This is a genomic window from Enterococcus sp. C74 (assembly GCF_040887125.1).
GTDB classification, from domain to species: Bacteria; Bacillota; Bacilli; order Lactobacillales; family Enterococcaceae; genus Enterococcus_B; species Enterococcus_B hirae.
The window spans coordinates 140,521-158,488 of sequence record NZ_JBFOFA010000006.1 but is presented as its reverse complement, the minus strand read 5'-3'; the positions used below and the strand labels follow the sequence as shown (position 1 = coordinate 158,488).

Below are 17,968 nucleotides of genomic sequence, written 5' to 3'. Positions count from 1 at the left end.
AGTTTTCCACAGAATCAACAGTACCTAATACTTTTATTATTTATATATTAACTAATAATAAATAAACGCTTAAAGGAGACACAACATGAAAGTAACTTTAAATCGAGCAAGTTTTATGCAAGAATTGCAAACTGTTCAACGTGCTATTTCAAGTAAAACCACTATTCCAATCTTGACTGGAGTCAAAATTACTTTGACTCAAGAAGGATTAACGCTAACTGGGAGTAATGCAGATATTTCTATTGAAACTTTTTTATCTGTTGAAAATGAAAAAGCCCAAATGCAAATTGAATCAACTGGAGCAATTGTGTTACAAGCTCGTTTCTTTAGTGAAATTATCCGTCGCTTACCAGAAGACACCTTTACTCTTGAAGTCTTAGAGAATAAACAAGTAGCCATTACTTCAGGAAAAGCCAACTTCTTAGTAAATGGGTTAGATGCAGATAATTACCCTCATTTACCTGTCGTTGAAAGCCATAATCAAATGAAATTACCGGTACATGTCTTAACGAAATTGATCAATGAAACAGTATTCGCTGTCTCACAACATGAAAGTCGTCCAATTCTAACAGGGGTCCATTTTATTTTAAAAGGAAATTCTCTTTTGGCTGTCGCAACTGATTCCCACCGTCTAAGCCAACGAGTGATTCCAGTTGAACAAGCAGCTGATCATTTTGATATCGTGATTCCTGGTAAAAGTCTGACTGAATTATCTCGTTCATTGACAAATGAAGAAGAAATCGTTGAGATCAGTATCATGGAAAACCAAGTACTCTTTAAAACAGAAAACATGTATTTTTATTCCCGTCTGTTGGAAGGAAACTACCCCGATACGAATCGGTTGATTCCTTCAAGCTTCAACACAGAAGTAGAATTTTCTGTTCCAAGTTTCCTTGCAGCGATTGAACGTGCCTCATTACTTTCTCATGAAGGACGTAATAATATCGTTCGTTTATCCATCCAATCAGATGCGGTGATTCTATATGGAAACTCACCTGAAATCGGAAAAGTAGAAGAAAGTCTGAATTATGTGGCAAGTAGTGGGGATCCTTTGGATATTTCCTTTAACCCTGATTACATGAAAGCTGCGTTACGTGCGTTTGGTGATATGAGTATCAAAGTGAAATTTATTTCTTCTATTCGTCCGTTTACATTAGAACCAACAGAAGATGGTGTTCAATTTATCCAGTTAATCACACCAGTACGTACGAACTAATCTATATATCATTTTGAAAAAGTAATGAAAAAAACAAAAAATAAACAAAAAGCCATAAAATCACTTTTAAGGCTTTTTGTTTATTTTTGTTTAAAACACCTTTTTTCGCTTAAATCGTCTTATATGGAAAAATATATGGATAAATTTGTTTTATTGCCTAAAAAAAGGTATAATAGAGTATACATTTATTAATGAAAATGAGGGATGAACATTGAAACAACAAGTCATTCTAAAAACAGAGTTTATGACGTTGGGTCAAATGCTAAAAGAAGTCACAGTAATTAGCAGTGGTGGACAAGCAAAATGGTATTTAGCTGAAAACACTGTCTTGGTAGACGGCGAACCAGAGAATCGTCGTGGACGAAAACTTTATCCCGGCATGATGGTTGAAGTTCCAGAAGTGGGAACTTTTTTTATGGTAAAAAAAGGAATAAACGATAATGAGGCTGAATAAGCTGTATCTAAAAAATTATCGAAACTATCAGGAATTAAAGATTACGTTTACTAAAAACCTTGTCATTTTTTTAGGAGAAAATGCCCAAGGTAAGACGAATCTTTTGGAAAGTATTTATGTTTTGGCTATGACGAGAAGTCACCGTACCAGCAGTGAGCAAGAATTGATCGGATGGCAAGGCGAGCAAGCACTGATCCAGGGCGAAGTGACAAAAGGAATCTCTAAGATTCCTTTGGAGATCCTTCTTTCAAAAAAGGGACGCAAAACAAAGATCAATCATATCGAACAAAAAAAATTAAGTAGCTATGTTGGTCAATTAAATGTCATTTTATTTGCACCTGAAGACCTTTCATTAGTAAAGGGTAGTCCGCAGATCAGGCGAAAATTTCTTGATATGGAGTTAGGACAGATCAATCCGATCTATCTTTACGATTTGGTTCAATATCAAGGTATCCTAAAACAAAGAAATCAATATTTGAAACAACTGAATGAAAAAAAACAAACAGATTTACTTTATTTAGATATTTTATCTGAACAGTTAGCTGAATTTGGAAGTAAAGTATTGAAAGCACGTGCACAGTTTGTTCGACGACTGGAATTTTGGGCAAATACATTGCACCAACAAATCACCCATCAAAAAGAGCAATTAGAGATTGAATATGTCACCTCGTTTTCTTCTTTAAGTACACAAACACAAGAAGAGATCCAAACACAATTTTTAGAATTGTTGAATCAAAACAAAAAGAAAGATATGTTTCGCGGAACAACGACAATTGGACCACATCGTGATGATCTTTCTTTTTTCGTCAATCAAAAAAACGTGCAAACGTATGGTTCTCAAGGACAGCAGCGGACCACTGCTTTAAGTGTTAAGTTGGCTGAAATTGATTTGATCAAAGAAGAAACTGGGGAGTATCCAATTCTTTTACTTGATGATGTAATGAGTGAGCTAGATGATAATCGCCAACTACATTTACTAGAAACGATTGAAGGAAAGGTACAGACTTTCTTAACAACAACGACACTTGATCATGTAAAAAACAAAATGACTGTTGAACCAGAGATTTTTTATGTTCAGCAAGGGGAAATAAAAGGAGAAGAAGGCTAAATGACAGATGAAAAAAGTTTAGTAGAACGTGCAAAAGAATATGATGCCAGTCAGATCCAAGTTCTTGAAGGACTTGAAGCCGTTCGAAAACGTCCTGGTATGTATATCGGCTCCACAAGTTCGGAAGGATTACATCACTTAGTATGGGAAATCGTTGATAACTCTATCGATGAAGTCCTAGCAGGATTTGCGACGAAAATCCAAGTAATAATTGAAAAAGATAACAGTATTACTGTCATCGATGATGGCCGAGGTATCCCCGTTGATATCCAAGCCAAAACTGGTCGTCCAGCGGTAGAAACGGTGTTTACGGTACTCCATGCTGGTGGGAAATTCGGCGGAGGCGGTTATAAAGTATCTGGTGGTCTTCACGGGGTAGGTTCTTCGGTTGTAAATGCGCTCTCCACTCAGCTTGATGTAAAAGTCTACAAAGATGGAAATGTGTACTATCAGGAATATCGTCGTGGTGCTGTTGTCGATGATCTGAAGATTATTGAACAAACCGATCGAAACGGGACAACTGTTCATTTTATACCAGATCCAGAAATCTTTACGGAAACAACAGTTTTTGATTTTAATAAGCTAGCGACCCGTATCCGCGAATTAGCATTCTTGAACCGGGGAATGAAGATCTCGATTGAAGATAAGAGAGAAGAATCTCCAGTAGTAAAAGAGTACCATTATGACGGTGGGATCAAGAGCTATGTGGAATATTTGAATGCAAATAAAACGGTCATTTTTCCAGAGCCAGTTTATTTAGAAGGAGAACAACAAGACATCACGGTAGAAGTTTCCATGCAATATACCGATGGTTACCACTCCAACATCATGAGTTTTGCAAATAATATCCATACTTATGAAGGTGGTACGCATGAATCTGGCTTCAAGACAGCGTTGACACGTGTGATCAATGACTATGCACGTAAACAAAAATTGATGAAAGAAAATGATGATAACTTAACTGGTGAAGATGTGCGGGAAGGACTGACCGCAGTAATTTCGATCAAACACCCAGATCCACAATTTGAAGGGCAAACCAAAACAAAATTAGGTAATTCTGAAGTTCGGACAGTAACAGATCGTCTGTTTAGCGAGCATTTCATGAAATTCTTGTTAGAAAATCCAAGTGTTGGACGACAAATCATTGAAAAAGGATTGTTGGCTTCTAAAGCACGTCTAGCAGCGAAACGTGCCCGTGAAGTAACCAGAAGAAAAGGCGCATTAGAAATCAGTAATTTGCCTGGTAAACTGGCGGATTGCTCAAGTAATGATCCAGAAAAATGCGAATTGTTCATCGTCGAAGGAGATTCTGCTGGCGGTTCAGCAAAACAAGGGCGAAATCGTGAATTTCAAGCAATTTTACCGATTCGTGGGAAAATCTTAAATGTTGAAAAAGCAAGTATGGATAAAATTCTAGCCAATGAAGAAATCCGCTCTTTATTTACCGCTATGGGAACAGGATTCGGTGAAGACTTCGATGTTTCCAAAGCTCGTTACCACAAATTAGTGATTATGACGGATGCCGATGTCGATGGTGCCCATATTCGAACATTGCTCTTAACCTTGTTTTATCGTTATATGCGCCCAATTGTTGAAGCGGGATATGTTTATATTGCACAACCGCCGCTATACGGGGTAAAACAAGGGAAAAAAATCACGTATGTACAACCCGGTAAAAACGCTGAAGAAGATTTGAAACAAGTAGTTGCTTCTCTACCAGCTACACCAAAACCAAGTGTTCAACGATACAAAGGGTTAGGTGAAATGGATGACCATCAACTATGGGAAACAACGATGGACCCTAGCAATCGTATGATGGCTCGTGTTAGTGTGGATGATGCTATCGCAGCTGATCAAATTTTTGAAATGTTAATGGGTGATCGAGTGGAACCTCGTCGTGCATTCATTGAAGAAAATGCCCATTATGTGAAAAACTTAGATATTTAGTCATGAAGGAGGAAAAAAGATGAGTGAAGAAATCAGAGAGAACATCCATGATGTCAATCTAACTAGCGAAATGAAAGACTCCTTCATCGATTATGCGATGAGTGTTATTGTTGCTCGTGCACTACCGGATGTTCGAGATGGGTTAAAACCTGTTCATCGCCGTATTTTATACGGGATGAACGAATTGGGTGTGACCCCAGATAAAGCCCATAAAAAATCTGCCAGAATCGTTGGGGATGTTATGGGTAAGTATCACCCCCATGGAGACAGTGCTATTTATGAATCCATGGTACGGATGGCACAACCATTTAGTTATCGGTACATGCTAGTGGATGGACATGGTAACTTTGGTTCTGTCGATGGTGATGGAGCAGCTGCGATGCGGTACACTGAAGCACGTATGAGTAAAATTGCCACGGAGATGCTACGGGATATCAATAAAAATACTGTAGATTTCCAAAGTAACTATGACGATACAGAAAGGGAACCAGTCGTACTTCCAGCACGCTTTCCTAATCTGCTAGTTAACGGAACAACAGGGATCGCAGTTGGTATGGCGACGAATATCCCCCCTCATAATTTATCTGAGGTAGTAGCAGCGATCGATCTATTGATGGAAAATCCAGAAGTAACAACCAATGAATTGATGGAAGTTTTACCTGGTCCCGATTTTCCAACCGGTGGTCTCGTGATGGGTAAATCAGGTATTCGCCGTGCTTACGAAACGGGGAAAGGCTCAATAACTGTTCGAGCAAAAGTAGAAATCACGGAGATGCCTAATGGCAAAGAACGAATTATCGTAACGGAACTTCCTTATATGGTCAATAAAGCAAAATTGATCGAACGAATCTCTGAATTACACCGCGATAAACGGATTGAAGGAATTACGGATTTGCGTGATGAGTCTTCCCGTGAAGGAATGCGGATCGTTATCGATATCCGCCGTGATGCAAGTGCTTCGGTTATTTTAAATAACCTGTATAAGTTGACTTCATTACAAAATTCATTTGGTTTCAATATGCTGGCCATTGAAAAAGGCGTTCCTAAAGTACTGAGTCTTAAACAAATACTTGAAAACTATGTAGAGCATCAGCGTGAAGTGATCACTCGCCGAACGATTTTTGAAAAAGAAAAGGCAGAAGCACGAGCTCACATTTTAGAAGGTTTACGGATCGCATTGGACCATATTGATGAAATCATTGCAATTATCCGTGGGTCTAAATCTGACGATGAAGCAAAAACAACGATGATTGATCGTTTTGAATTATCTGATCGACAAGCGCAAGCGATCTTAGATATGCGTTTACGTCGTCTAACTGGTTTAGAACGTGAGAAAATCGAAAATGAATACCAAGAATTATTACGATTGATCGAAGATTTAACGGATATTCTTGCTCGTCCAGAACGTGTGACCGAAATCATCAAAACAGAGTTAGCAGAATTAAACCAACGTTTTGGTGACAAACGTCGTACAGAATTACTAGTGGGTGAAGTTTTAAGTCTTGAAGATGAAGACTTGATCGAAGAAGAAGAAATCGTTATTACACTCACGAACAATGGGTATATCAAACGTTTAGCGAACAATGAATTTAGAGCACAACGTCGTGGTGGACGTGGTGTACAAGGAATGGGCGTGCATAACGATGACTTCGTCAAAAACCTTGTCTCTTGTTCGACACATGACACCTTGCTGTTCTTTACCAATAACGGGAAAGTCTATCGTGCCAAAGGATATGAAATTCCAGAATATGGTCGAACTGCGAAAGGAATCCCGATCATTAACTTGTTAGGGATCGATTCAAGTGAAAAAATTCAAGCAATTATTGCAGTCACCGGTGAAGCTCAAGAAGGACATTACCTCTTCTTCACTACTCGTCAAGGAACGGTGAAACGGACCACCGTAACTGCTTTTGCGAATATCCGCAGTAATGGATTGATTGCGATTGGCTTAAAAGAAGACGATGAATTAGTCAACGTGTTGTTAACAGATGGTCAATCAAACATTATCATTGGTACACATGATGGTTATTCGGTAACGTTTGCGGAAGGAGCTGTTCGGGACATGGGACGGACAGCGTCAGGAGTTCGAGGTATTCGTTTAAGAGAAGACGATTATGTGATTGGTGCTGCCTTGATGAATGAAAATCATGAAGTCTTGATCATTACTGAAAAAGGCTATGGTAAACGAACGAAAGTGAAAGAGTATCCAGTGAAAGGTCGCGGCGGTAAAGGGATCAAAACAGCCAATATCACTGAAAAAAATGGTCCATTAGCTGGACTAGCCACGATTGTTGGAACAGAAGATATCATGCTGATCACAGATAAAGGCGTTATTATTCGTTTCAATGTCTCAACTGTTTCTCAAACTGGACGTGCTACACTAGGCGTACGTTTGATCAAAATGGAAGCTGATACGAAGGTTGTGACAATGGCGGCCGTCGAGCCAGAAAGCACAGAAGAAACTGAGACACCAACAGAGACCGTGGAAGATACCACAATAGATAAAACAGAAGAATAGTCAAAAAACAGGGCTTGTCTCAGCGATGGGAAGCTTGTAAAAATAAGCCACAACCTCCGATACACAATGATTATCGGAGGTTGTGGCTTATTATTGTTTTATGTTTATGGATTCTTTTGCAACATAAAAAAGAATCCACCTACGAATAGCTCTTGTAGTTTTTATACTTTGTTATTGTAGGAGATCGTGTTTTTCAAGAGATTCAAAAAGAGAACTTTCGGCAGTCATGTAGTAAAACATTTTATTAAAAACTTCTTTCTACACTATTTTCCCTTCAGCTTATTGCTTTTTTCACTCTATACGTGTATAATTAAAGATTGTGAGTAGTCTAATTTATTAGAAAACTCTCCTTGCTCTTGGGAATCTAAGAGCCGAAAGTCCATAGGGAGGTGAAAATCAATGGAAAATACGAAATATGAAATCATGTACATTATTCGTCCAAACATTGATGAAGAAGCAAAAACTGCTTTAATCGAACGTTTCGATGCAATCTTGAAAGATAACGGAGCTGAAGTTATCGAATCTAAAGATTGGGAAAAACGCCGTTTAGCGTATGAAATGAACGGTTACCGTGAAGGTATCTATCACATCGTTAAAGTGTCTTCTCCATCATCAGCAACTGCTGTCAATGAATTTGACCGTCTTGCTAAAATCAACGACGATATCATTCGTCACATGATCGTGAAAGAAGAAGCATAATTTATTGTTTCATGTGGAACAATAGAACAACGATGAGAGGAGATGAATCTTTTGATTAATAATGTTGTACTAGTTGGACGTCTAACTAAAGATCCGGATTTACGATATACATCAAGTGGCACTGCAGTAGCAACGTTTACTTTAGCTGTTAATCGTAATTTTACTAGCCAAAACGGCAATCGTGAGGCTGACTTTATTAATTGTGTGATTTGGCGTAAATCAGCAGAGACATTAGCAAACTATGCTCGTAAGGGGACTCTTTTAGGAGTTACTGGACGTATCCAAACTCGTTCTTATGATAATCAGCAAGGACAACGTGTATACGTAACAGAAGTAGTTGCTGAAAACTTCCAATTATTGGAAAGTCGTGCTGCATCTGAAAATCGTCAACAAACTGGCGGTTACCAAAGCTCTGGTCAATCGACAAATGATTTTGGCGGAAGTAATAACTATAATCAAACATCTCAATCATCCAACGGTATGCCTGATTTTGATCGTGACAATTCTGATCCATTTGGTTCAAGTTCAACGATCGACATTTCAGACGATGATTTACCATTCTAAACGAATTTGATAGGAGGGAAATAGAATGGCACAACAAAGAAGAGGCGGACGTAAACGTCGTAAAGTAGACTATATTGCTGCTAACCATATTGAATATATCGATTATAAAGATATTGAATTACTAAAAAGATTTATCTCAGAACGTGGAAAAATCTTGCCACGTCGTGTAACAGGTACAGGCGCTAAAAACCAACGTAAAATTACTGTTGCTATCAAACGCGCACGTATCATGGGCTTACTACCTTTCGTAAGTGAAGATTAATTGAAATAATGAAACGAGGAAATGGTTTTACTACCGTTCCCTCGTTTTTTACTTTTTGAGAATGATTGTTTAGATGTTTTATTATCCAAAAAAGATAGTGTCATCTATACTTAGAAGAATCATAGAGAAAAGCACCCACAATTTTCGTTTAGGATTCGGGATAAAGAATACTATCTTTAAAAATTCCATCTCCCCAAATCTGACTTTCCGACAAGCTGGTCTCAATCAACTCGATCGGTTGCTGATTGACTAAGATCATCGCACAACGGTAGTCTGCGAAAGGTTGATAAAGAGGCATGATGATTTCTTGTCCTTTCAATGCTAGTTCAATGTTATCGACTGTAAAAGCAACATGAGCTTCTTTTTGAATGATTGGATCAAGACGACAATCGGGACCAAAGGCATGGAGTTCGATTGGCATAGATAAAGAATTTTTCACATCCAGTGAGTACATATCGAATAAAGGACTATACTTTGTTTCTGGATGATCTTTGATTTCTTCCAGATCGATTGGTTTACCGATATGATGGAAGCTTAATTTGTTCATTTTATTCATATAATGCTCCTTTGTCTTTTATAAATTGCTCATTTGAACATTCAAAGTAGTAATAATTTGCTTTATTTCGGTTTGAGGTTAGATGATAACTGTCATTTCAAAGTTGAAAACAAGTTATTCTACCATTTTTTTTAATACAGTGAAAAGTATTTTCAGTTAAATAATCAAGCATTTGTTTAGTCGCTTGAATACGGGAAGTTATGGTAAAATTAAACTAATCAACTATGGGAGGAAGAAGATGGAAAAAGAAAAAGAAAACTTAACCCCTAGACCTCTCTTCATTTTTTTATTTTTATTGCTTGAAGTACTGGTTGTATTATTTATGCCATTTCGTTTTGTTAGCGCTTTGGTTGTGCTTTTGATGAACCTTTTTGGCTTACGTTATTGGTTGAAATTAAAACGATGGCTAATGATAAAAAATCGTGAAAAAATCCAACAAGCCTCAACGGTGGCTGAGAACAATCTTGCTTATGTCTCCGAAGTGATGCCAGTAGGTGTGATTGCGTACCAACCAACAAGCCAAAAAATTGAATGGTTGAACCCACTCGCCTTAAAAATCAAAGATCAAAGCAGCTTAACAGAGGACGAACTATTAGATGCTTTCTTTACGGCAAAAGAGAAAAAGAAAAAACAAGTATATTTAGCAGATCGAACCTTTCAATTTGAAATGGATACAGTAAAAGGGGTCGTTTATTTCAACGATATCACTCAAAATCAATTGTTGAAGCTCCATCAAACCAACAGCCAACCAGTGATTGGTATCTTATCAATTGATAATTATGCAGATGCTATCGATAAGTTAGATGACAAAGAAATTTCTTATCTCAATTCGTTTGTGACTACAATGGTGTCTGATTGGATGAATGAATACCATGTCTTTTTTAAGCGGATCACTGCAGAACGCTTTTTCTTTGTCGCACAAATGATTGATTTGAAAAAAATGATGGACAAAAAATTTGATCTGTTGGATCGTTTACGTGCAGAAGCAGAGCGACAAAATTTGCCAATTACTCTAAGTATGGGGATTGCTTACGGGCAAGATTCGTTAGATGAAATTGGGGGAGAAGCCCAAAATAATTTGGACATTGCTCTAGTTCGAGGTGGCGACCAAGTTGTCGTGAAAGAACTACGTGAGGGAGCAAAACCTGTTTACTATGGAGGAAAATCAGCTAAGTCAGTCAAACGAACCCGTGTGCGGTCACGAGCAATGAGTACTGCGCTTCGTAAGATTTTTACTGAAACTGGTGATGTATTTATCATGGGGCATAAATTCCCCGATATGGATGCCATTGGTTCAGCATTTGGGGTAAGTTGCTTAGCTCGTTTCAATCAAAAAAAAGCGTATATCGTACTTGATGAAAACGAGATTATTCCAGACGTAGAACGATGTTTAGAGGAAATTCATAAACACCCTGAACTAGAAGCACAGCTGATTTCGCCCAAAAAAGCGATGGAGCTTAAAAAAGAAGAAGACCTGCTAGTTATGGTAGATTACCACAAACCCTCGCTATCGATCTCTCAGAGCCTATATGAGCAATTTGATAAGATCGTTATTATTGATCATCATCGACGTGGGGAGGAGTTCCCAAGTAAGCCGCTGTTGACGTATATCGAATCTTCTGCTTCTTCTGCTTCAGAGTTAGTGACAGAACTAATTCAGTATCAAAGCAATCGCACGAATCGCTTAGATCGTTTTGAAGCGACGTTGTTATTGGCAGGCATGACTGTTGATACGAACAGTTTTAATGTACGCACAACAGCACGAACTTTTGATGTAGCAAGTTATTTAAGGTCTTGTAGTGCGGATGCTTCCCTAGTACAATATTTATTGAGTTCAGATTTAGCAACCTATTTGGAAATCAGCCATTTGATTGCACAGAGCGAATATGTAACTTCAGATATTGTCGTAGCAGCTGGGACAGATGAAAAGGAATATAATAGTGTGATCGCTGCGAAAACGGCAGACACCCTCTTATCAATGATCAATATCAATGGGGCTTTTGTCATCACGAAACGAACGGACGGGCTAGTCGGGATCAGTGCTCGTAGTTCGGGCACGATCAATGTTCAAGTGATCATGGAGTCTCTTGGCGGCGGCGGTCATTTCACCAATGCAGCGACCCAATTGGAAGGTGTCACAGTAGAAGAAACCAAACAGCGTTTACTTGCTGCAATCAAAGAAAATAGGAATCAATTATATGATAAGGAGTAATGGATATGAAAGTCATTTTCTTACAAGATGTAAAAGGTAAAGGAAAAAAAGGTGACGTTAAAGAAGTACCGAATGGTTACGCACAAAATTTCCTATTAAAAAATAATCTGGCAAAAGAAGCAAATAAAAGTAGTATTAGCCAATTAGCTGGACAAAAAAAGGCACAAGAAAAACAAGAAGCTGAAATTTTAGAAGAAGCAAAAGAACTAAAAGGATTTTTAGAAAAAGAAGAAACGGTTGTCGAACTGAAAGCCAAAGCGGGTGAAGATGGACGTTTATTCGGTTCAATCCCTTCAAAACAAATTGCTGAAGGATTGAACAAGCAATACAAAGTAAAACTAGATAAACGAAAAATCGAATTGAATAATCCAATCCGTACGTTAGGTTACACGAACGTACCAGTCAAATTGCATCATGAAGTGACTGCAACGATCAAAGTGCATGTGGTAGCAGAATAGCTACCTCACGAATCATTTCTGTTAGCAGTCTCTTCAGGTTCTGTAATAGGACTTGTTGAGAAATGATCGCAGAGATTGAGAGTTCTTTTCAAAAAGAAAATCAGCCGGATTTTGATGAATCATGTCAAAATCCGGCTGATTTTCTTCATTTAATGGTAAAGATATTTGATAGGATGGTATAGAAAGCATACTTTCTTTTCGATTGATTTTAGCTACTTTATTCTTACAAGATTATGTGCTTTTTAATACCCTAGATCAAAAAAGTGGGACATTAACCAGATTTTTTTGTTCATGCCCTAGACTCTTTAAGCTTAGATTATTTTTTCTTGCGATATTTCAAAAATAGTAATATCATCACAAGGATTGTTGAATAAATTAATAAAGTTCCCAGTCTCATATACTACACTGCGTTTGTGACGTTAAACTGCAAATCGGAAATTCTGCTGTTAAAGTCATCCGCACTCCTCCATTTGATCTATTTTTACTAATCATTGTTTTTACATCACTTTGACCTTGATCGCAACGTTTGGCTAATACTGCAGCACCAATAATTGTCCCAACTACAGCTCCAATCACACCACCAATTACAGCACCATAACCCGCACCATTTACTGCTAAACCAACAGAACAAAAACCTAAATAGTCTCTTAAATTAGCTAATCCTGTCTTACTAGTGGCATAATCGTTGATACCACCATTCACAAATTTTTCTGACCACCCGGTAGTATCGTAAAGTCCTCGTGCGAACGTATTGTCACCATAAGCATAGTGGACTTCAGCGCCATCATATTTTAAGATAAGAGACTGGATCAAAGCTTTTGTTTCTGCTGAGTCTGGCTGATTCATTAACTGTTGTTTGATCTCTGGACGATTCACTTCTTGCACAAAATTTTTGTATAATTCATTGGATTCGACAATCGTGACTTTATCTAGTTGAAAATGGTTTTCAGCTGGTACACTAGCGGTTTTCTCAGCTGCATCAACGATTTGTGTTACTCCTGGTACTACAGATCCAAATAAAGACAGACAAGACAATAAAATAGCAACGAGTTTCATTTTTTTCGTAACACATTTCCTCCTAAAATTTTTTGTGCGGACTAGAAAACGTTTTCTGTAATGAGTTCTAGCACAATCAATAGTATATAGTATTAAATAATCATAAGTGATCTATTTTTTGTCAAAAATGAAAAAATAGGAAAAAATAAAAAAGTTTCCTTTTTTTTTTTTTCGATTATGACAAAACCTATTGAACATATAGCTAGTTTGGTACTAGCGTAAAGGATCACTTGACTGATATACTTTTTATAGTTGTTTCATTTTATCAAGGGATCTTCGTTCTCAAAGTTTTTGCTAGTTTAAGATTTTGATGAATCTACATATGTATTTTTTGTACTTATTCTTGGTATTGACTGTCTCTTTTATTGATTTCGAAAGATAAGCAACCATTACACTCACTTTTTTAAAGTGACTTTTTTACGATTTTCTTGTAAAATAAAGCAATTGAAGACAAGGAGCGATATGTATGAATGAAGTGTGGCAGGATCGAATTCCACCGCAAAATATTGAAGCTGAACAAGCGGTTTTAGGATCGGTTTTTTTAGATGCTGAAACGATCATTGATGCCATGGAGTACATAGAACCGAAAGACTTTTATCGTCGGGGACATCAAATCATTTTTGAAACAATGATCGAATTAAATGACCGTAATGAAGCAATAGATGTAGTGACTGTAAAAGATCGGTTGGAGCAAGCGAACTTATTAGAAGATGCTGGTGGGTTAAGCTACCTTTCAGATTTAGCGTTAGCAGTACCTACTGCAGCAAATATCGTCTACTATGCGAAAATCGTTGAAGAAAAATCATTGCTGCGCACACTGATCCAAACAGCTACTGGGATCGTGACAAAAGGGTTTGAACAAGGGGAAGAAGTCCAGTCGATTCTGGATGATGCCGAGCGCAGTATTTTAGAAGTATCAGAAAAAAGAAACCGCAGTGGCTTTCTATCTATTGCAGAAGTCTTGAACTCAACCATTGAAAATATTGACCAACTGGCCCAAAATAATGAAGAAATCACAGGATTACCGACTGGATATCAAGGACTTGATAAAATGACAGCAGGTTTTCAACCTGAGGAATTGATTATCCTAGCAGCTCGGCCTGCGGTAGGGAAAACAGCTTTCGCATTAAATATAGCTCAAAATGTCGGGACAAAAACCGATCGTTCAGTTGCTATTTTTAGTTTGGAAATGGGGGCTGAATCGCTTGTCAATCGGATGCTTTGTGCGGAAGGATCGATCGAAGCAAGCCATTTGCGTACCGGTCAACTTTCTGAAGAAGAGTGGTCTAATTTGATCGTTGCAATGGGGAGTTTGTCACGGGCAAATATCTTTATTGATGATACTCCAGGAATAAAAATTTCTGAGATTCGTGCCAAATGCCGAAAATTAGCGCAGGAAAAAGGAAATCTTGGATTGATCTTGATTGACTACTTGCAATTGATTGAAGGAAACGGGAGAGAAAATCGTCAACAAGAAGTATCTGATATTTCACGTCAATTAAAAAAGCTAGCCAAAGAATTAAAAGTACCAGTTATTGCGTTGTCCCAGCTTTCCCGTGGAGTAGAACAACGTCAAGATAAACGTCCTGTATTAAGTGATATCCGTGAATCGGGTTCCATTGAGCAAGATGCTGATATCGTAGCCTTCTTATATCGAGATGATTACTATGAAAGAGAAGGTGGCGAAGACAATGAGGATAACGAACCAAAAAACGACAATGTCATTGAAGTCATCATCGAAAAAAACCGTAGTGGTGCCCGTGGTACAGTAGAATTACTGTTTATCAAAGAATACAACAAATTTTCGTCGTTATCCCCGAGAGAAGAATATTGATTATAATATTGACTATAAAAAAGCACCTCCAAATTATCTCGTTAATTTGGAGGTGCTTTTTTAGCTATCGATCATTCCAACTGTTCTTTATCAAAAGAAAACGCAGCAGAATCACATTTGGGAAATAATAGTATAGTAAATTAGGAAGCAGTCTACCCTAGTAATCATTATTTCTAATAAGCAAAGGTGTTTAGATTACGATTCTGTCAGTGGCAACGAGTAATAAACCCTAAAAAACTATCTTATTTGCTTTGTACTAAAGGAACTTTCTTCTCTGAATAGTTTGGTTTACACTAGTTTCTATTTAAAATTTATCATCGTTCGTTTTTCAAGCGTTTTTATAAAATAAATAAAAGAATCATTCGATTTTAGTTGAATAAGTAATGAGTTATTGTTACAATAATTCAGGATTAAATAAAATAAAACGAGGTGTTCAAATGTCATCTGTAGTAGTGGTAGGTACACAATGGGGCGACGAAGGGAAAGGAAAAATTACTGACTTTCTTAGTGAAAATGCTGAAGTGATCGCACGGTACCAAGGTGGCGATAATGCAGGACACACGATCAAATTCAACGGTGTTACTTATAAACTGCATTTGATTCCTTCGGGGATTTTTTATAAAGATAAAATCAGTGTGATCGGGAATGGTGTGGTAGTCAATCCTAAATCATTAGTCAAAGAGTTAGCTTATTTACATGAAAAAGGTGTAACTACTGATAACTTACGTATTTCTGACCGAGCACATGTTATTTTGCCTTATCACATCAAATTGGATCAATTGCAAGAAGATGCAAAAGGTGAAAATAAAATCGGTACAACAATCAAAGGGATCGGACCAGCATACATGGACAAAGCAGCTCGTGTAGGGATCCGCATCGCTGACTTACTAGACAAAGAAATTTTTGAAGAACGCTTACGTTTAAACTTAGAAGATAAAAACCGTCAATTTGTAAAAATGTTTGATTCTGAGCCAATTGATTTTGACTCGATATTTGAAGAATATTATGAATATGGTCAACAAATCAAACAGTATGTTACTGATACATCTGTCATTTTAAATGATGCCCTAGATGCAGGAAAACGAGTATTATTTGAAGGCGCACAAGGGGTTATGCTGGATATCGACCAAGGAACCTATCCATTTGTTACTTCTTCAAACCCAGTCGCAGGTGGCGTAACGATCGGTAGTGGCGTAGGTCCATCTAAAATCAATAAAGTTGTTGGTGTATGTAAAGCTTATACTTCTCGTGTAGGAGATGGTCCATTCCCAACTGAATTGTTTGATGAGACGGGACAACAAATTCGTGAAGTTGGTCGCGAATACGGAACGACTACAGGTCGTCCACGACGTGTGGGATGGTTTGATTCAGTAGTGATGCGTCACTCAAAACGTGTTTCAGGAATTACTAATCTATCCCTTAATTCAATTGATGTCTTAAGTGGACTTGATACAGTAAAAATTTGTACAGCTTATGAGCTCGATGGAGAATTGATTTATCATTATCCAGCAAGTTTGAAAGAATTGAAACGTTGTAAACCTGTTTATGAAGAACTTCCAGGTTGGTCTGAAGATATTACAGCATGCAAAACACTTGCTGAATTACCAGAAAATGCACGTAACTATGTCAGACGTATTTCTGAACTCGTAGGTGTGCGTATTTCAACATTTTCTGTTGGACCTGATAGAACACAAACAAATATCTTAGAAAGCGTCTGGGCACAAATTTAAGCCATTCAGCTAAGTTCGTTGAGACAGGACATTCTTGTTCCTTAAGAATGAACGAAATAGCAGAAGTATAGGTAAGAATGCTCATGCGGTAAAGAAAGAAAACGTCGAAACTGCGAAATTTGTTTTTAACATTTTTGTAGATTTTGGCGTTTTTTTTCAATAAGTAATCAAAGTTGGTTTAGCGGTGAGCGTTGTTCTTCTTTTTAATCATCCATTAAAATTTTACGAAGACAATGGTTTTCCTTTTTACAAACATAGTTAACGTTATTTTCCATGCAAGAGATTTGCTATAATAGGAGTTAAGGGTAAAATGAAAAGTTGAAGGAGTTGAAGTGTGTGTATCAAATCGTAACCGATTCATGTTGTGATCTGCCTTATCAAGTGCTACAAGCAGCCAAGGTTGATTATTTATCAATGAAGATCCAGTTAGATGAAGAAGAATTAGTAGATGATCTGGGAAAAACGTTTAATTATGATCATTATATGGAACAATTAAGAAATGGGGCTACCCCAACGACCTCACAAATCAATGTGGGTCAATACTTAGAATTTTTCCGTCCTTATGTTGAACAAAATATTCCTATCCTTTATGTTGCTTTTTCCAGTGCTTTAAGTGGATCCTATAGTAGTGCGTTACAAGCAGTAGAATTATTAAAAGAAGAATATCCAGATCCACAAGTAAAGGTCTTTGATACAAAAGCCGCAAGCGTTGGGGAAGGGTTATTAGTATTGGAAGCTGTTCGATTGAAAAACGAGGGGAAAACATTAGAAGAGAACTTAGAATGGTTAGAAAACAATTACTTAAAAGTACATTCTTGGGTAACCGTTGATGATCTCAAACACCTTGAACGTGGGGGACGTATCTCTAAAACTAGTGCTACACTAGGTAGTATTCTAAACGTGAAGCCAATTATCACAGTCGATCAGGAAGGACGTTTGACGAATATCAGCAAAGTACGAGGACGAAATAAATCGATACAAAAAATTGTTGAGGAAACTGTCAAAACCATTGTCGCCCCATTAGAACAAACTGTTTATATTGCTTATGCAGGCGATTTAGAAAGTGCTGAAAAAACAAAACAATTACTTGAAGAGAATATTAAGATGAAAGAAGTCAAGTTATATCCGCTTGGGCCTACCATCGCAAGCCATACAGGATATGGATGTATTGCGATATTCTCAATGGGAATCACTCGATAAAAAATTGTAGTCATTGTAGAAGAAATGCCCCAAAAAAGAACCATTCAGAAGAAAAAGAATATTCTTCGAGTGGTTCTTCTTTTATTGCATAAAATAACAAATTTATTTTAAGTTAATTTTTTTTTGTCGATAGTAAGTACTTCCTAAATTTACT

15 protein-coding genes are annotated in these 17,968 nt (G+C 37.4%); 13 read left to right on the top strand and 2 right to left on the bottom strand.

The window, feature by feature from the left end:
- Window positions 1–85 precede the first annotated feature (85 nt).
- The 8 genes from dnaN to rpsR all read left to right on the top strand — a co-directional run bounded on the left by dnaN (window position 86) and on the right by rpsR (window position 8,768).
- The gene (dnaN, locus tag AB3H93_RS09680; RefSeq protein ID WP_368020491.1) at window positions 86–1,216 is read left to right on the top strand and encodes a DNA polymerase III subunit beta; all 1,131 of its coding nucleotides are present in this window, start codon (window positions 86–88) and stop codon (window positions 1,214–1,216) included.
- A gap of 211 nt (window positions 1,217–1,427) precedes the next feature.
- Entirely contained in the window at window positions 1,428–1,670 is a 243-nt protein-coding gene (gene yaaA / locus AB3H93_RS09675; RefSeq protein WP_010720502.1) for a S4 domain-containing protein YaaA, read from the top strand.
- A complete protein-coding gene (gene recF, locus AB3H93_RS09670; RefSeq protein WP_368020490.1) occupies window positions 1,657–2,778 on the top strand; it encodes a DNA replication/repair protein RecF in 1,122 nt (373 codons plus the stop codon). The genes yaaA and recF overlap by 14 nt, the downstream gene beginning before the upstream one ends.
- On the top strand, window positions 2,779–4,725 hold the full coding sequence (gene gyrB / locus AB3H93_RS09665; protein ID WP_010736776.1) for a DNA topoisomerase (ATP-hydrolyzing) subunit B: 1,947 nt from the start codon (window positions 2,779–2,781) through the stop codon (window positions 4,723–4,725).
- A 19-nt stretch (window positions 4,726–4,744) separates the two neighbouring features.
- On the top strand, window positions 4,745–7,243 hold the full coding sequence (gyrA, locus tag AB3H93_RS09660; protein WP_010720499.1) for a DNA gyrase subunit A: 2,499 nt from the start codon (window positions 4,745–4,747) through the stop codon (window positions 7,241–7,243).
- A gap of 399 nt (window positions 7,244–7,642) precedes the next feature.
- The gene (gene rpsF / locus AB3H93_RS09655; protein ID WP_010720498.1) at window positions 7,643–7,942 is read left to right on the top strand and encodes a 30S ribosomal protein S6; all 300 of its coding nucleotides are present in this window, start codon (window positions 7,643–7,645) and stop codon (window positions 7,940–7,942) included.
- Between the two features lie 51 nt (window positions 7,943–7,993).
- Window positions 7,994–8,506 carry a single-stranded DNA-binding protein gene (ssb, locus tag AB3H93_RS09650; protein ID WP_010720497.1) on the top strand — a complete coding sequence of 171 codons (513 nt, stop codon included), beginning with the start codon at window positions 7,994–7,996 and terminating at the stop codon, window positions 8,504–8,506.
- A 25-nt stretch (window positions 8,507–8,531) separates the two neighbouring features.
- Complete coding sequence (rpsR, locus tag AB3H93_RS09645; RefSeq protein WP_002288370.1) at window positions 8,532–8,768, top strand: 30S ribosomal protein S18; 237 nt, start codon at window positions 8,532–8,534, stop codon at window positions 8,766–8,768.
- Between the two features lie 148 nt (window positions 8,769–8,916).
- Here the strand turns inward: rpsR and AB3H93_RS09640 are convergent, their stop codons facing one another.
- Complete coding sequence (locus tag AB3H93_RS09640) at window positions 8,917–9,324, bottom strand: hypothetical protein (protein ID WP_053766570.1); 408 nt, start codon at window positions 9,322–9,324, stop codon at window positions 8,917–8,919.
- Window positions 9,325–9,562: 238 nt separating this feature from the next.
- Here AB3H93_RS09640 and AB3H93_RS09635 point away from each other — a divergent pair, with 238 nt between their 5' ends.
- Together AB3H93_RS09635 and rplI are read left to right on the top strand one after the other, a co-directional pair.
- The gene (locus AB3H93_RS09635; RefSeq protein ID WP_161638012.1) at window positions 9,563–11,536 is read left to right on the top strand and encodes a DHH family phosphoesterase; all 1,974 of its coding nucleotides are present in this window, start codon (window positions 9,563–9,565) and stop codon (window positions 11,534–11,536) included.
- Between the two features lie 5 nt (window positions 11,537–11,541).
- The gene (rplI, locus tag AB3H93_RS09630; RefSeq protein WP_010720494.1) at window positions 11,542–11,994 is read left to right on the top strand and encodes a 50S ribosomal protein L9; all 453 of its coding nucleotides are present in this window, start codon (window positions 11,542–11,544) and stop codon (window positions 11,992–11,994) included.
- A gap of 393 nt (window positions 11,995–12,387) precedes the next feature.
- Here the strand turns inward: rplI and AB3H93_RS09625 are convergent, their stop codons facing one another.
- On the bottom strand, window positions 12,388–13,050 hold the full coding sequence (locus AB3H93_RS09625) for a glycine zipper family protein (protein WP_226062565.1): 663 nt from the start codon (window positions 13,048–13,050) through the stop codon (window positions 12,388–12,390).
- Between the two features lie 466 nt (window positions 13,051–13,516).
- On the opposite strand from AB3H93_RS09625, the gene dnaB reads away from it, so the two are divergent.
- The 3 genes from dnaB (at window position 13,517) to AB3H93_RS09610 (ending at window position 17,814) form a co-directional block, all read left to right on the top strand.
- Window positions 13,517–14,884 carry a replicative DNA helicase gene (dnaB, locus tag AB3H93_RS09620; protein ID WP_010720492.1) on the top strand — a complete coding sequence of 456 codons (1,368 nt, stop codon included), beginning with the start codon at window positions 13,517–13,519 and terminating at the stop codon, window positions 14,882–14,884.
- Between the two features lie 437 nt (window positions 14,885–15,321).
- Window positions 15,322–16,614, top strand: coding sequence for an adenylosuccinate synthase (locus AB3H93_RS09615; protein WP_010720491.1), 1,293 nt, complete (start codon window positions 15,322–15,324; stop codon window positions 16,612–16,614).
- Between the two features lie 336 nt (window positions 16,615–16,950).
- Window positions 16,951–17,814 (top strand): DegV family protein, encoded by an 864-nt coding sequence (locus AB3H93_RS09610; RefSeq protein WP_010736781.1) that lies wholly within the window; start codon window positions 16,951–16,953, stop codon window positions 17,812–17,814.
- Window positions 17,815–17,968 lie beyond the last annotated feature (154 nt).

Bases quoted from the DNA above. Each gene is read 5' to 3' on its own strand.
- AB3H93_RS09635 (WP_161638012.1), top strand. From the start codon at position 9,563: ATGGAAAAAGAAAAAGAAAACTTAACCCCTAGACCTCTCTTCATTTTT.
- rpsF (WP_010720498.1), top strand. From the start codon at position 7,643: ATGGAAAATACGAAATATGAAATCATGTACATTATTCGTCCAAACATT.
- gyrA (WP_010720499.1), top strand. From the start codon at position 4,745: ATGAGTGAAGAAATCAGAGAGAACATCCATGATGTCAATCTAACTAGC.
- recF (WP_368020490.1), top strand. From the start codon at position 1,657: ATGAGGCTGAATAAGCTGTATCTAAAAAATTATCGAAACTATCAGGAA.
- rplI (WP_010720494.1), top strand. From the start codon at position 11,542: ATGAAAGTCATTTTCTTACAAGATGTAAAAGGTAAAGGAAAAAAAGGT.
- AB3H93_RS09640 (WP_053766570.1), bottom strand. From the start codon at position 9,324: ATGAATAAAATGAACAAATTAAGCTTCCATCATATCGGTAAACCAATC.
- dnaN (WP_368020491.1), top strand. From the start codon at position 86: ATGAAAGTAACTTTAAATCGAGCAAGTTTTATGCAAGAATTGCAAACT.
- AB3H93_RS09625 (WP_226062565.1), bottom strand. From the start codon at position 13,050: ATGAAACTCGTTGCTATTTTATTGTCTTGTCTGTCTTTATTTGGATCT.
- gyrB (WP_010736776.1), top strand. From the start codon at position 2,779: ATGACAGATGAAAAAAGTTTAGTAGAACGTGCAAAAGAATATGATGCC.
- AB3H93_RS09615 (WP_010720491.1), top strand. From the start codon at position 15,322: ATGTCATCTGTAGTAGTGGTAGGTACACAATGGGGCGACGAAGGGAAA.
- dnaB (WP_010720492.1), top strand. From the start codon at position 13,517: ATGAATGAAGTGTGGCAGGATCGAATTCCACCGCAAAATATTGAAGCT.
- rpsR (WP_002288370.1), top strand. From the start codon at position 8,532: ATGGCACAACAAAGAAGAGGCGGACGTAAACGTCGTAAAGTAGACTAT.